The organism is Pseudomonas sp. (genome assembly GCF_030147005.1).
Lineage (GTDB): Bacteria > Pseudomonadota > Gammaproteobacteria > Pseudomonadales > Pseudomonadaceae > Aquipseudomonas.
The window spans coordinates 1-13839 of sequence record NZ_JASLAW010000156.1 but is presented as its reverse complement, the minus strand read 5'-3'; the positions used below and the strand labels follow the sequence as shown (position 1 = coordinate 13839).

Annotated in this window: 13 protein-coding genes; 8 read left to right on the top strand and 5 right to left on the bottom strand. The window is 59.2% G+C overall.

What is annotated here, in order from left to right:
- Positions 1-54: 54 nt before the first annotated feature.
- Together Q1V60_RS14305 and Q1V60_RS14300 are read right to left on the bottom strand one after the other, a co-directional pair.
- Positions 55-693: a peroxiredoxin gene (locus Q1V60_RS14305; RefSeq protein ID WP_300631409.1), complete on the bottom strand. Its 639-nt coding sequence runs from the start codon at positions 691-693 to the stop codon at positions 55-57.
- A gap of 271 nt (positions 694-964) precedes the next feature.
- On the bottom strand, positions 965-2308 hold the full coding sequence (locus tag Q1V60_RS14300) for an OprD family porin (protein WP_300631407.1): 1344 nt from the start codon (positions 2306-2308) through the stop codon (positions 965-967).
- A gap of 370 nt (positions 2309-2678) precedes the next feature.
- On the opposite strand from Q1V60_RS14300, the gene tauA reads away from it, so the two are divergent.
- Entirely contained in the window at positions 2679-3665 is a 987-nt protein-coding gene (gene tauA / locus Q1V60_RS14295) for a taurine ABC transporter substrate-binding protein (RefSeq protein WP_300631405.1), read from the top strand.
- 73 nt (positions 3666-3738) lie between these two features.
- Here tauA and argA read toward each other — a convergent pair whose 3' ends face one another.
- A complete protein-coding gene (gene argA / locus Q1V60_RS14290; RefSeq protein ID WP_124368750.1) occupies positions 3739-5037 on the bottom strand; it encodes an amino-acid N-acetyltransferase in 1299 nt (432 codons plus the stop codon).
- A 136-nt stretch (positions 5038-5173) separates the two neighbouring features.
- Positions 5174-6322 carry an acetylornithine deacetylase gene (argE, locus tag Q1V60_RS14285; RefSeq protein WP_300631402.1) on the bottom strand — a complete coding sequence of 383 codons (1149 nt, stop codon included), beginning with the start codon at positions 6320-6322 and terminating at the stop codon, positions 5174-5176.
- 157 nt (positions 6323-6479) lie between these two features.
- Between argE and Q1V60_RS14280 the strand changes: the two genes are divergently transcribed.
- Positions 6480-7847, top strand: coding sequence for a CYTH domain-containing protein (locus Q1V60_RS14280; protein WP_300631400.1), 1368 nt, complete (start codon positions 6480-6482; stop codon positions 7845-7847).
- Positions 7848-7960: 113 nt separating this feature from the next.
- On the opposite strand, the gene Q1V60_RS14275 is transcribed toward Q1V60_RS14280, so the two are convergent.
- Entirely contained in the window at positions 7961-8431 is a 471-nt protein-coding gene (locus Q1V60_RS14275; protein WP_300631398.1) for an Lrp/AsnC family transcriptional regulator, read from the bottom strand.
- Between the two features lie 127 nt (positions 8432-8558).
- Between Q1V60_RS14275 and Q1V60_RS14270 the strand changes: the two genes are divergently transcribed.
- The 6 genes from Q1V60_RS14270 (at position 8559) to Q1V60_RS14245 (ending at position 13810) form a co-directional block, all read left to right on the top strand.
- The gene (locus Q1V60_RS14270) at positions 8559-8897 is read left to right on the top strand and encodes a hypothetical protein (RefSeq protein ID WP_300631396.1); all 339 of its coding nucleotides are present in this window, start codon (positions 8559-8561) and stop codon (positions 8895-8897) included.
- 80 nt (positions 8898-8977) lie between these two features.
- Positions 8978-10663, top strand: coding sequence for a GspE/PulE family protein (locus tag Q1V60_RS14265; protein WP_300631394.1), 1686 nt, complete (start codon positions 8978-8980; stop codon positions 10661-10663).
- Between the two features lie 77 nt (positions 10664-10740).
- Complete coding sequence (locus tag Q1V60_RS14260; RefSeq protein WP_003176797.1) at positions 10741-11661, top strand: SPFH domain-containing protein; 921 nt, start codon at positions 10741-10743, stop codon at positions 11659-11661.
- A 10-nt stretch (positions 11662-11671) separates the two neighbouring features.
- Complete coding sequence (locus Q1V60_RS14255) at positions 11672-12118, top strand: NfeD family protein (protein WP_300631391.1); 447 nt, start codon at positions 11672-11674, stop codon at positions 12116-12118.
- Positions 12119-12186: 68 nt separating this feature from the next.
- Positions 12187-12501 carry a DUF2388 domain-containing protein gene (locus Q1V60_RS14250; RefSeq protein WP_003176799.1) on the top strand — a complete coding sequence of 105 codons (315 nt, stop codon included), beginning with the start codon at positions 12187-12189 and terminating at the stop codon, positions 12499-12501.
- A 163-nt stretch (positions 12502-12664) separates the two neighbouring features.
- On the top strand, positions 12665-13810 hold the full coding sequence (locus Q1V60_RS14245) for a DegT/DnrJ/EryC1/StrS aminotransferase family protein (RefSeq protein ID WP_300631388.1): 1146 nt from the start codon (positions 12665-12667) through the stop codon (positions 13808-13810).
- The last annotated feature ends 29 nt before the right edge of the window (positions 13811-13839 follow it).

Below are 13839 nucleotides of genomic sequence, written 5' to 3'. Positions count from 1 at the left end.
CTTTTGACGACACGCCGCTTTCGCGAGCACGCCCGCTCCCACATCAGTTTTGCGTCAACGATTGGGCTGTGGAGTAAGGCGCAGGTACGGTTTGACTGCCCTGTAGCCCTTCGGAAAGCGTTTCTTGATCTCTTCCTCATCCTTGAGCGACGGCACGATCACCACTTCATCCCCGTCCTGCCAGTTGGCCGGGGTGGCGACCTTATGGTTGTCGGTCAATTGCAACGAGTCGATCACCCGCAGGATTTCATGGAAGTTACGGCCAGTGCTGGCCGGGTAGGTGATGGTCAGGCGAATCTTCTTGTTCGGGTCGATCACGAACAAGGAACGCACCGTGAGGGTGTCGCTGGCGTTGGGGTGGATCAGGTCGTAGAGGTCCGAGACCTTGCGGTCGGCATCGGCCAGGATCGGGAAATTGACGACGGTGTTCTGGGTTTCGTTGATGTCTTCGATCCACTTGTGGTGCGAGTCCACCGGGTCTACCGACAACGCAATGGCCTTGACGCCCCGCCGGGCGAATTCATCCTTGAGCTTGGCGGTGAAGCCCAACTCGGTGGTGCACACCGGTGTGAAGTCCGCGGGGTGGGAAAACAGCACACCCCAGCTATCGCCCAGCCATTCGTGGAAACGAATCGTGCCGGCGCTGGAATCCTGCTCGAAGTCGGGGGCGATGTCGCCCAATCTTAGGCTCATGATGTGGCTCCTGATGACTGCTTATGGAGCCCACTGTGCAGGGTTTGAAGAGAATTTAAAAAGAATGAATATCGATTTATCTAGACGATAAAAGAATATTAAAAATCTGTTCATTGGACGTCATCAGGGCCGAGGAGCACCATCGCTTCCAAGGTTCGAGAAGGCCTTGAGACGCTGTACAAAGAGGGTTCAGGAAGGGCTTGCGGGGTTGAGCCCGACTTGAAAAGCAAGACACCTTGCCCGGCATTGCGCCGGGCAAGGTTTTACAGTCTTACAACAGCGGGATCGAGTAGCTGACGATCAAGCGGTTTTCGTCCTGGTTACGCGCGTTGGCGATATCGCTGCGCCACATAGCGTTTTTCCATGCCACGCCGACGTTTTTCAGCGGACCTTCCGGTACGACGTAGGCAACAGTGATGTCACGTTCCCACTCGGACTGGCCGGTGAATTCGGCACGGTTGCTGGCGACGGTGTCGATATGGTCGCCCTTCAGGTACACGAGGCCGGCGGTCAGGCCAGGTACGCCAACCTTGGCGAAGTCGTAGGAGTAGCGAGCTTGCCAGGTACGCTCGCCTGCGCGGGCGAACTTCTGGATTTGCATGTCGGTGGTGATATACGCCGACGAGCCATCACCCTGGTTCAGCCAAGGGAAGTCGCTGCTGCCGTTGCTGACCTGATAACCGCCACCAAAGGTGTGACCGGCCACCGAGTACAGGAACAGGCCGCTGTACAGGTTGTTGTCGACCTTGCCACGGCCGGAGTTGACGCCACCGTAGTTGCCGGTGGAGAAGTACGCGGACTGGTTGCCGTTGTTACCGTCGTCGGAGCTGTTGAAGTAACGCAGGTCGGACTTCAACACGCCTGGACCGATAGCCCAGTTGTGAGTCAGGCCCAGGAAGTGTTGTTTGTAGAAATCTTCCAGGTTGCCGTAGTAGTACTGGGCGGTCAGATCCTTGGTGATCTTGTAGTCGCCACCGGCGTAGTAGAACTTGTTGCTCGAACGCCAGTTCACACCACGGCTGTTGGCGCCGGAGATGGACAGGCTTTCGTTGTTGCTGGAGTTACGGCCTTTGGCTTTTTCGATCTGACCGGCAACCAGGGTCAGGTCCTTGAATTCGCCGGAGGTGATCTGGCCACCCTGGAAGGTCTGCGGCAGCATACGACCATCGTTGGTCACGATAACCGGCAGCTTGGGCTGCAAGGTACCCAGCTTCAATTCAGTCTGGGAGACCTTGGCTTTGGCAGTCAGGCCCAGGCTCGAGTAGTTATCAACGGCTTCGCCATTGGATTTGCTCGGGAAGATGGTGCCGCCGTACGAACTGGCGGTTGCGCCGTTGGTACCGCCACCGGAATCAAGACGGACACCCAACAGGCCAATCGCGTCAAGACCGAAGCCAACGGTGCCTTGGGTATAACCGGAGATGAAGCGCAGATCGAAGCCTTGGCCCCATTCTTCGTTCTTGCTTGGGTTGGCAGTGCCTTCGCGGTTATCGGTGTTGATGTAAAAGTTACGCAGACCCAGTGTGGCCTTGCTGTCTTCGATGAAACCGGCAGCGCCTGCTTGCTGGGCGATTGCGCCCAACGCTACAGCCACAGCCAAGGTGGACTTCTTCATGTACCGCTCCTCTCATTTCTAATTTTTGTATTTCTTTGGTCTCGGGTCTGACGCCCTCGATCCACAGATGCGCGATTAGCGCCAGATAGTGACTAGCAAGTCAATCGTAACCTGACGTGTCTACTACCTTCGTCTAATCGCAGTTGATTTGGTCCCTGCAGGGTAATGAGTTTTTCATACACCCAAAAAGAATTGTTTCATTCTTTTTAATACGATTCAGGAATAAGCACAATCATGAAACAGGCTAGTCAGGCTAGACGAACCCACCCATAAGCTAATTCCTAAAGGGTATTTATTAGTGCTTTTTTAGATCGACTAGTGTTGACGCTCTGTTGCATACGTCACTCACGATCAAAAAGGCGACGCCATCATGGCCAAACGCACATCCTCCCGTCAATTTGTTACAGTTTTTGTATCGGCATTACTTTCTTTTTGTGTCAACGCGGCCGACCTGACGGTCGGCTACCAGACCGGCATCGATCCCAGCAAAGTCCCCCAGGCCGATGGCCTCTACGAAAAAGCCATTGGCGAAAAGATCCATTGGCGCAGGTTCAACAGTGGCCCCGACGTGGTCACGGCCATCGCCTCCGGCGATGTGCAAATCGGCAACCTGGGTTCCAGCCCGCTCGCGGCGGCAGCTTCACGCAATCTACCGATTGTGGCGTTTATCGTATCGGCACAAATCAATGCTTCTGAAGCCCTGGTGGTGCGTAATGGCAGCGGTATCGACAAACCCGCCGACCTGATCGGCAAAACCATCGCCACGCCGTTCGTTTCGACCTCCCATTACAGCCTGCTGGGCGCACTGAAGCATTGGGGGCTGGACACCCGACAAGTCAAAGTCGTGAACCTGCAACCGGCCGAAATCGCAGCCGCATGGAAACGGGGAGATATTGACGGCGCATTCGTGTGGTCACCAGCCCTCGGCGAAATCCGCAAGACCGGCAAAACCCTGACAGACGCGGCGCAGGTGGCTCAGTGGGGGGCGCCGACCTTTGAGGTATGGGTGGCGCGCAAGGATTTCGCGGAAAAACATCCCGAAGTCGTGGCCAGGTTTGCCAGGGTCACGCTGGACGCCTTTGCCGACTATGCCGCGCATAAGGACAGCTGGACGGTGGATTCAGAACCGGTACGCAAAATCGCCAAATTGACAGGCTCGAACGCCGCTGACATCCCTGAATTGTTGGCCGGCACCACATTCCCGGATGCACAGGCGCAGCAAACCGACGCGTTGCTCAAGGGCGGCACGGCGAAAGCGATTGGGGAAACGGCGAAGTTTCTGAAGGAGCAGGGCAAGGTGGAAACCGTATTGCCGGATTATTCCGCCTATGTGACCGATAAATTCATCACGGAATAAACGCGGTCCAATGTGGGAGGTTGGGGGGCAAGCCCCTCCCACATTTTGATAGGTAGTGTTTGCTGGATCGCGTTTACAGGGCTTTCTCGAAGATCTTCGAATTGCGCTGATAGTTGTACAGCGACGCCCGCGCCGAGGGCAGGCGGTCCACGCTGCTGGGCACAAAGCCGCGCTCACGGAACCAGTGCGCGGTGCGGGTGGTGAGGACAAACAAAGTCTTCAAGCCCTGGGCCCGGGCACGGGTCTCGATGCGTTCGAGCAACACATCGCCTCGTGCGCCATGGCGGTATTCCGGGTTCACCGCCAGGCACGCCAACTCACCCGCATCCGAATCCGCGATCTGATACAACGCCGCGCAGGCGATGATCATGCCTTCACGCTCGACCACGCTGAATTGCTCGATCTCACGCTCAAGCACTTCCCGGGAACGACGTACCAGAATGCCCTGCTCTTCCAGCGGGCTGATCAGGTCGAGCAAACCGCCGACGTCTTCAATTGCCGCTTCGCGCACCAGTTCGAATTGCTCCTGTGCGACCAGCGTACCGCCGCCGTCGCGGGTGAACAGTTCAGTGAGCAAGGCGCCATCTTCGACGTAGCTGACGATATGACTGCGCCCTACTCCACCCCGGCAAGCTTCGGCGGCGGCATCGAGCAGCTCTGCCTGATAATTGCTGCCCAGGCGCTGCAGATGAGCCGGCACTTGCTGCGGACGCAACTCACGCACCAGCCGGCCGTTTTCATCGATCAAGCCCAAGTCGGCCCCGAACAGCAGCAATTTGTCGGCACCCAAGTCGATGGCGGCACGGGTGGCAACGTCTTCGCAGGCCAGGTTGAAAATCTCACCGGTGGGCGAATAACCCAGCGGCGACAGCAGTACGATCGAGCGCTCGTCCAGCAACCGGTTGATGCCCTTGCGGTCGACCCGGCGTACTTCACCGGTGTGGTGATAGTCCACGCCTTCAAGCACACCGATTGGCCGCGCGGTCACCAGGTTGCCGCTGGCCACCCGCAGGCGCGAGCCCTGCATGGGCGATGAGGCCATGTCCATGGACAGGCGCGCTTCGATGGCGATACGCAATTGCCCTACCGCGTCGATCACGCATTCGAGCGTCGCCGCATCGGTAATGCGCAAGCCTTCGTGATAAGCCGGGGTCAGGCCCCGCGCCTCAAGGCGCGCTTCAATTTGCGGACGCGAGCCGTGCACCAGCACCAATCGCACACCCAGGCTGTGCAGCAGCACCAGGTCGTGGACGATATTGCCGAAGTTGGGGTGTTCCACACCATCGCCCGGCAGCATCACCACAAAGGTGCAGTCGCGGTGAGCGTTGATGTAGGGCGAAGCGTGACGAAGCCAATTAACGTAGTCGGGCATAACACCTGGGCCTGTAATAAAAAGCAGCCAAAAAAGGATCAATCGTGAAAGCGCACAGCGGGCTGATGGTTATCGTCGGAACAGGCTTGGCGACACGCTCACTCTCCTTTCTATGTACGAACAGGCGGGGGTTAATTTATGCAGGTTTCAGGCAGTAATGTTCGATCAATTCCCGCAATAGACGCACTGTAGGCGTCAAGCGTGACATTTCAAGGTATTCGCCCGGCTGGTGCGCACAGGCGATATCGCCAGGGCCGAGCACCAGGGTTTCACAACCAAGGCGCTGAAGATAAGGCGCTTCGGTGCCGAACGCCACTGCTTCGGCACGATGGCCGGTCAAACGTTCCGCCACCCGCACCAGCTCGGCGTCTTCGGGCTGCTCGAAGGGCGGTACTTCCGGGAACAGCGGCGCGTAATCGATCTTGACTTTATGGCGCTCGGCCAGGGGCTCGAGTTTTTGCCGGATGGCGGCGCGCAGTACCTCAGGGTCCATGCCCGGGAGGGGCCGCAGATCGAATTCCAGAGAGCACTGGCCGCAGATGCGGTTGGGGTTGTCGCCGCCATGGATGCAGCCGAAATTCATGGTCGGCTGTGGCACGCTGAATTGCGGATTGCGGTATTCGCGCTGCCAGGCAAGGCGCAGGCCGCGAAGTTCGCCGATGGCGTCGTGCATGGCTTCGAGGGCGCTATGGCCCAGGCTCGGGTCTGACGAATGGCCGCTGCGGCCGAGGATGTCGATCCGCTCCATCATGATGCCTTTGTGCAGGCGGACCGGCTTGAGGCCGGTCGGTTCGCCGACCACCGCCGCCCGGCCCAACGGCCGCCCCGCTTCGGCCAATGCACGGGCACCGGACATCGAGCTTTCTTCATCGCAGGTGGCGAGGATCAGCAGCGGTTGCTTGAACGGCTGGTCCAGCAGTGGCAACACCGCTTCAATCGCCAGCGCAAAAAATCCTTTCATGTCGCAACTACCCAATCCTACCCAGCGGCCGTCGACTTCCGTCAGCTTAAGCGGATCGGTTTTCCACAGTGCTTCGTCGTAGGGCACCGTGTCGCTATGGCCGGCCAGCACCAAGCCACCAGGACCACTGCCAAAGCTTGCCAGCAGGTTGAACTTGCCGGGGCTGACTTGCTGGATATCGATGGCGAAGCCCAGGTCGCCCAGCCAAGCGGCGAGCAGATCGATTACCGGGCGGTTGGTCTGGTCGAGCGACGCTTGAGTGCAACTGACCGACGGCGCGGCAATCAATGCGGCGAACTGCTCTTTCATGGACGGTAACGGCATGCGCGGTCTCCCACTTCCCGGATGAACCCCACTATAGAGCCATCTGCACGACACAATAAACCGTTGCGGCACGTTGCCGGGCTCAGTCCTGTACACTGCACGACCTTGGCAGCCACACTTTTCCCCGGCTGCGCTCCCGATCCTGGATTTTCCGGCCATGCAGAAAGAAACCGAAATCAAGCTACGCGTCAGCCGCGAAACACTCGCCGCGCTGCGTGAGCACCCGCTACTGAAAAAACGCAACAAAAGTGGCTGGGAACGCCGTGAGTTGATGAACCAGTATTTCGACACCCCCGAGCGCGACCTGGCCCAGGCCAAGGTGGCCCTGCGCTTGCGCAAGGACGGTGACGACATCATCCAGACCCTCAAGACCCGCGGCCAGAGTGTCGCCGGTTTGTCGGAACGTAACGAATACAATTGGGACCTGCCCAAAGCCAAGCTCGACGTGAAGAAACTCGACGGCGAGTGCTGGCCCGAGCAACTGGCCGAGCTGGACAAAAAGACCCTCAAGCCGATTTTTACCACCGATTTCGTGCGCGAGCGCGCCGAAATCGCCTGGGGTCGCGGCAAAGCCAAGGTGGTGATCGAAGCCGCCCTGGACCTGGGCCACGTGGTAGTCGGCAAGCAGAAGGAAGAAATCTGCGAACTGGAGCTGGAACTGCGCGAAGGCGAACCGGCTGCCCTGCTGGAGCTGGCCGCCGAGCTGGCGGCGACCCTGGCACTGATGCCCTGTGACATCAGCAAGGCCGAACGTGGCTATCGCCTGTACGACGCCAGCAGCTATTCCTTGAGCTTGCCGGCACCGCAGATCCACGCCGAAATGCCGCTGGACGATGCTTTCGCCGCGATCATGTGGCACCTGCTGGGCAGCAGCCAGCGCCTGGCCGAGCAATATCGTTTCAATGGCCACTGGCGTCTGCTGCAGGACTGGGTCGAGAACCTCGGCGAATTGCGCGCCCTGATCGGCAGCCTCGGCCAGGCCGCGCCGCGTCAATCCACCAGCGAGTTGCGCAGCGCCCTGGATGCGTTGCTGGAAGACTGGCGCCCGCTGGTCCAGGCCGGTGACGACGATGAAGACATCCGCAAAGCCGCGCCCGAGCAGTTCGTTGAAGAACTGCAGGATGTGCGCTGGGGCCTTTTCTCCCTGAACACCTCGCGCTGGCTGCTGGCACGCACCTGGACCGTCGAGCGCACCGTGCGTGGCAACCGCCAAGGCGCCGCGCAAATCACCAACTGGCTACCGCGCCTGCTGGCCGATGACGCCGTTGCCCTGCAACTGCCTCGCTACCAGCAGCAGCCGGAAGACTTGGCCGAGCAACTGCCGCGTATCGAACGCATCCAGGCCTGGCTGCACCATGCGCGTCACGTGGTGGACATTCCGGAACTGGACCGCTTGTACGGCGAGCTGAACAAGCTGGCGCACCTGGCTAACCAGCCGATTACCGATGAGTCGCTGGATGCGCGGATGCACCAAGCGATTGCGGTGTATCAGAATCGCGCGTGGAAGACCCTTCTGCGTCTGTAATTCATAGCGCAGCACAGTCCCTGTGAGAGCGGGCTTGCTCGCGAAGGCGGTGTATCAGTCATCAGGTATCGACTGACACGACGCCTTCGCGAGCAAGCCCGCTCTCACATTTGTCAGCCCAATACCGGCAGGCTGGTGGTGGATTTGATCTCGGACAAAGCCACAATCGAATTGACCTCCTGAATGCCTGGCACCATCGACAACTTGTCAAAGAAAAACCGCTCGTACGCCTCGATGTCCGACGCGACAATGCGTAACAGAAAATCTACCGCGCCCATCAATACGTAACACTCCAACACTTCCGGAAAGCCACGAATCGCCTCGGTGAACTCAGTGAAGTTGGACCGACCGTGGGCGTTGAGTTTGACCTCGGCGAAAATCTGCGTATTGAGGCCGATTTTCTTGCGGTCCAGCAATGTGACCTGGGCGCGGATCACGCCTTCCTCCTTGAGCCGCTGAATACGCCGCCAGCAAGGTGACTGCGAGAGGCCGACCTTCTCGGCGATCTGTGCGCTGGAGAGCGAAGCGTCCTCCTGGAGCAGGGCCAGGATGCGGCGGTCGTACACGTCCAGTTCGCTGTGCATAAAAATACCCTGTTAACCGATTACTTTGGATTGCTTGATTCATTTCATGGCCTATCAGACCAATCTTAGATAAGAAATCTCCGACAACCAATGTAAAAATTTCTCCAGTCGAATCTGGAGAGTCCGCATGCACGCCGTCGAAACCGTCCACTCTGTAACCCGCGCCGATGTATGGGCCGTCGATAACCTTCACTGCGAGGCGCATTACCGGATCGTCGCGGAGGCGGAACCGGACGTGCTGTGCCGATTGCTGAATTACTTCGCGCTGCAATTTCTTACGCCCAAACAGGTGATCGTGAACAGGCAAGACGACCTGCTGCACATCGACATCGTGACGGACGGCCTGAGCTGGCATCGCGCTCAGGTGATCGGTGAAAAATTTCGAAACCTGATCAACGTGTGTTCTCTGGAACTGTGGCCGGCGGGTTGCGCACGGCCCCAAGCCGTGGCGGCGACGTCTCGGTAAAAGCCTGCAATACACGCCCGAGGAGGATTTTCAAAAGCTGGCTAGCCTGGGATTACCCCCGACGCCAACCGGAAACCCTTATGCCCGCCGCCCTGCAAGATCGCCCTCTGGAACTGCATCAGCTGCTGCCTGCATTGATCGAGCAGCATCTGATTACGCCGGAGACGGCGCGGCGGTTGTCGTCCGCCCCCACCAGCGCCCAGCATCCCCTGGAACGTATTGCCGAGGAAGGACCGTGCCTGGAAACGCTTACGCAGTGGCTGGCCCGGCAGGTCGATCAGCCTTACCTACGCATCGACCCGCTGAAGATCGACGTGGCGACGGTGGTGCCGTTGATGTCCCACGCCTTTGCTCAGCGCCACGCCATCCTCGCAGTGGCCGTGGATGCGCGCAGCGTTACGGTCGCCAGTGCTCAACCCCACGTCAGCGGCTGGGAGGCGGGCCTTTCCCAAGTACTCAAACGCTCGATCAAGCGCGTGGTAGCCAACCCCCAAGCCATCCAGCGCTGTATCAACGAGTTTTACCGGTTGGCCAAATCAGTCAGTGGCGCTGATCAAAAGATGGCGGCGCCCGGTAATGTCGAACTGCTCAACCTCGGCGCCAGCGATAAGGAGCCCCACGCCGATGATGCGCATATCGTCAATATCGTCGACTGGCTGTTGCAGTACGCCTTTAACCAACGGGCCAGCGATATCCATATCGAGCCCTGCCGCGAACAGGGTCGCGTGCGCTTTCGCATCGATGGGCTGTTGCATGACGTCTACCAATTTCCACCCCAGGTCACCACCGCTGTGGTCAGCCGGTTGAAAAGCCTTGGCCGTATGAACGTGGCAGAAAAGCGCAAGCCCCAGGATGGCCGCATCAAAATGAAAACCCCGGCAGGCACTGAAGTGGAACTGCGCCTGTCGACCTTGCCCACCGCCTTTGGCGAGAAGCTGGTCATGCGCATTTTCGATCCCCAGGTGCTGCTTAAGGATTTCGACCAGTTGGGGTTGTCTGCCGAAGATCAACAGCGCTGGCAGGCCATGACGCGGCAGGCCAACGGCATCATTCTGGTCACCGGCCCCACCGGCTCGGGCAAGACCAGCACGCTCTACACCACCCTCAAGCAACTGGCGAGCCGCGAGGTCAACCTGTGCACGGTGGAAGACCCCATCGAAATGGTCGAACCGGCGTTCAACCAGATGCAGGTGCAACACAACATCGACCTTACCTTCGCCAGCGGTATCCGCGCGTTGCTGCGCCAAGACCCGGACATCATCATGATCGGCGAGATCCGCGACCAGGAAACCGCCGAAATGGCGATCCAGGCAGCATTAACCGGGCATCTGGTGCTGTCGACCCTGCATACCAACGATGCGCCGAGCGCCATCAGCCGCCTGCAGGAACTGGGCATTGCCCATTATTTGATCAAGGCGACGTTGATAGGCGTGATGGCACAACGCTTGGTGCGGGTCCTGTGCCCTCACTGCAAGCGCGCCGTAGCCGAAGGTTACGAAGCCGCCGGCTGCGTGGAGTGCCGCGACAGTGGTTATCGCGGCAGAGCCGGGCTCTACGAAATCATGACCCTGGACGACACCCTCAAGGCGCTGATCACCCCCGGCGCGGACGTGCAGGCCATGCGCCATGCGGCTCTCGGGCAAGGCATGCACAGCCTGCGGATGGCCGGCATGCAAAAGGTGAAGGCCGGGCTCACGACAATGGCGGAAGTACTCAGGGTTACCCCAGGGGATTCAGAAACAAATCCTTTGTTCGTGGGGCACTGAAACCGTTCTTATCCGTGACGAGACCGTTACAATCGGCCGAACGTCGTGTCACTGACATCATCAGATAGGAAATCGCTATGCAGATCGGAACCGTACTGCTTCTTTTCGTAGGGTTGGCCATTGCCATCCTGTTCATGGGTTTCAAGGTGGTGCCCCAAGGCTACCAGTGGACAGTCGAACGTTTCGGCCGCTACACCAACACCCTCAAGCCCGGCCTTAACATCATCATCCCGGTCATGGACCGCATCGGCCGCAAGATCAACGTGATGGAAAGCGTGCTGGATATTCCTCCCCAGGAAGTGATTACCGCTGACAACGCCACCGTGCAGATCGACGCCGTGTGCTTCTTCCAAGTGGTCAACACTGCCCAGGCGGCGTATGAGGTGAACAACCTCGAGCATGCCATCCGCAATTTGCTGCAAACCAATATTCGTACGGTGCTTGGCTCCATGGAGCTGGATGCCATGCTCAGCCAGCGCGACGGTATCAACGAAAAACTGCTGCGCACCGTCGACGAAGCCACCGCGCCGTGGGGCATCAAGATCACCCGTATCGAAATCAAGGACATCAGCCCGCCAGCCGACCTGATGGCGGCCATGTCCGGGCAGATGAAAGCCGAGCGGATCAAGCGTGCACAGATCCTCGAAGCCGAAGGCCTGCGAGCCTCGGCCATCCTCACCGCCGAAGGCAAGAAGCAGGCGCAGATCCTCGAGGCCGAGGGTAGCCGCCAGGCCGCCTTCCTTGAATCCGAAGCGCGCGAGCGTCAGGCCGAGGCTGAAGCCCGCGCAACCCAAGTGGTATCGGAAGCGATCGCCTCCGGCAACGTGCAGGCTGTGAATTACTTTGTCGCGCAGAAATACATTGATGCCTTGGGCAAGCTGGCGTCGGCCAACAACAGCAAAGTAATCCTGATGCCGCTGGAAGCCAGCCAGGTAATTGGCGCCGTGGGCGGTATCGGCGAGATCGTCAAAGCGACTTTCGACAACAAGAAAGGCTGAGGTCGCCACCATGTGGGATTTTCTGCAGCATCTTTCGTTTTGGGACTGGTTGGCGCTGGGCACCGTGTTGTTGATCCTCGAGGTGTTCGGTGCCGGAGGTTACCTGTTGTGGATGGGTATCGCCGCAGCCGCCGTGGGGGTGATCAAGTTTCTCGTCCCGCCCCTGGGGCTTGAGTGGCAACTGTTGCTGTTCGCCCTGTTGTCGATATTGACCGCCGTGTACTGGTGGAGACGCCAACGCAGCAGCGCCAAGACCAGCGACCAACCGGGCTTGAACGAGCGCGGCTCGGAGCTGGTGGGGCGCACCTTCGTGGTGCATCAGGCGATCGCGGATGGCAGAGGCAAGGTCAAGGTCGGTGATGGCGTATGGATGGTAACGGGTGCCGACGCCCCCGTAGGCGCTCAAGTCCGCGTGGTTGGCCAGGATGGGGTCGTTTTAAAGGTTGAAACTGTTTAGTCAGTGATGGAACTGGATCAAGTTAACTACAATCAAAACGTACAGATAACCCACCGGAGTCACCCACCATGCGTCTCAAATATGCTGTCGCAACCCTCGCTGTGCTATCCCTCCCTGTCGGCTCAGCCATGGCCGACAGCTTCTGGCGTAATGTCATCTCGTCGGGCGCCACCACCGGCTCGACTTACCTGACGTTCAAGGACCACAAGCTGGTCGTTGCTGCCCAGGATGACGCCGGCAGCTTCGTTGCCAGCGACGGCGGCATCCGCGGCCCGTACCTGGAAGCGGCCATGCAGAAAGTCCGCGCCGATAACCCTGGCCTGCAGGCCACGGATATGGAACTGGCCAACGCCATCCTCGCGAAGAACGCTGTCACCGAGTAACAACTGCACGTTAAAAAATGCCGCTTTTTCAAGCGGCATTTTTTTGCCCGCAACCTGACGAATCGTTCACGGGCGACAGGCTATATTCAGTCGAGCCGTGCAACCATGCAGGCCTCACACGTCCATCACTCATCGCCTACCCGAAACGGATGCCTTCTTCGTCATGAGCCAACAGCCCTTCCTGCCGTTCTCCAAACCTACCATTGACGAAGCCACGATCTCGGCGGTCGGCGATGTCCTGCGTTCCGGCTGGATCACCAGCGGGCCGAAGGTGCAGGCGTTCGAAGCGCAATTGTCGGAGTACTTTGGCGGCCGTCCGGTACGCACCTTCAACTCCGGCACCTGCACCATGGAGATCGCGTTGCGCATCGCCGGTATCGGGCCTGGGGATGAAGTCATCACCACGCCTATCTCGTGGGTCGCCACGGCCAACGTCATCCTCGAAGTGGGTGCCACCCCTGTATTTGCCGATATCGACCCGCTGACCCGCAACATCGACCTGGCCCAGGTTGAAGCGGCAATTACCCCGCGCACCAAGGCGATCATCCCGGTCTATCTGGCCGGCTTGCCTCTGGACATGCCGATGCTTTACGCGCTGGCCAACAAGTACAACCTGCGCATCGTCGAGGATGCCGCCCAGGCCCTGGGTTCCAGCTGGGACGGGGAACGCATCGGCGCTACCGGCGACTTCGTGTCGTTCAGCTTCCAGGCAAACAAGAACATCACCTCATCCGAAGGCGGCTGCCTGGTGTTGAACAACGCCGAAGAAGCCCGTCTGGCCGAGAAATACCGCCTGCAAGGCGTTACCCGCAGCGGTTTCGACGGCCTGGACGTGGACGTGCTGGGGGGCAAATTCAACATGACCGATATCGCCGCCGCCATTGGCCTGGGGCAATTTGCCCACATCGAGAAGATCACCGCCCACCGCCAGCACCTGGCACGGCACTATTTCAAATGCTTCGGCAGTGACTTTGAAGAACAGTACGGCGCGCAACTGCCGCCGGCAGACTTCGAAAACAGCAACTGGCACCTGTTCCAACTGGTCTTGCCGGAGCGTCAGGATGGTTTGCCCGCACGCGCCACCTTTATGGAGCAGATGCAGGCCCACGGCGTCGGCATTGGCTATCACTACCCGCCGATCCACCTGCTGAGCCTGTATCGGGCACAGGGGTTCAAGGAAGGCATGTTCCCGGTTGCAGAAAAAGTGGGGCGTTTGATTGTGTCGTTGCCGATGTTTACGGCGATGACGGAGGCGGATGTGGAGCGGGCTGCAGCGGCTGTGAAAGCGGTGTTGAAAACTCACGGTTGATACAGCTAAGTGTGGGAGCGGGCTTGCTC

Coding starts and splice junctions, on each gene's coding strand:
- Q1V60_RS14305 (WP_300631409.1), bottom strand. CDS start 693: ATGAGCCTAAGATTGGGCGACATCGCCCCCGACTTCGAGCAGGATTCC.
- Q1V60_RS14300 (WP_300631407.1), bottom strand. CDS start 2,308: ATGAAGAAGTCCACCTTGGCTGTGGCTGTAGCGTTGGGCGCAATCGCC.
- tauA (WP_300631405.1), top strand. CDS start 2,679: ATGGCCAAACGCACATCCTCCCGTCAATTTGTTACAGTTTTTGTATCG.
- argA (WP_124368750.1), bottom strand. CDS start 5,037: ATGCCCGACTACGTTAATTGGCTTCGTCACGCTTCGCCCTACATCAAC.
- argE (WP_300631402.1), bottom strand. CDS start 6,322: ATGCCGTTACCGTCCATGAAAGAGCAGTTCGCCGCATTGATTGCCGCG.
- Q1V60_RS14280 (WP_300631400.1), top strand. CDS start 6,480: ATGCAGAAAGAAACCGAAATCAAGCTACGCGTCAGCCGCGAAACACTC.
- Q1V60_RS14275 (WP_300631398.1), bottom strand. CDS start 8,431: ATGCACAGCGAACTGGACGTGTACGACCGCCGCATCCTGGCCCTGCTC.
- Q1V60_RS14270 (WP_300631396.1), top strand. CDS start 8,559: ATGCACGCCGTCGAAACCGTCCACTCTGTAACCCGCGCCGATGTATGG.
- Q1V60_RS14265 (WP_300631394.1), top strand. CDS start 8,978: ATGCCCGCCGCCCTGCAAGATCGCCCTCTGGAACTGCATCAGCTGCTG.
- Q1V60_RS14260 (WP_003176797.1), top strand. CDS start 10,741: ATGCAGATCGGAACCGTACTGCTTCTTTTCGTAGGGTTGGCCATTGCC.
- Q1V60_RS14255 (WP_300631391.1), top strand. CDS start 11,672: ATGTGGGATTTTCTGCAGCATCTTTCGTTTTGGGACTGGTTGGCGCTG.
- Q1V60_RS14250 (WP_003176799.1), top strand. CDS start 12,187: ATGCGTCTCAAATATGCTGTCGCAACCCTCGCTGTGCTATCCCTCCCT.
- Q1V60_RS14245 (WP_300631388.1), top strand. CDS start 12,665: ATGAGCCAACAGCCCTTCCTGCCGTTCTCCAAACCTACCATTGACGAA.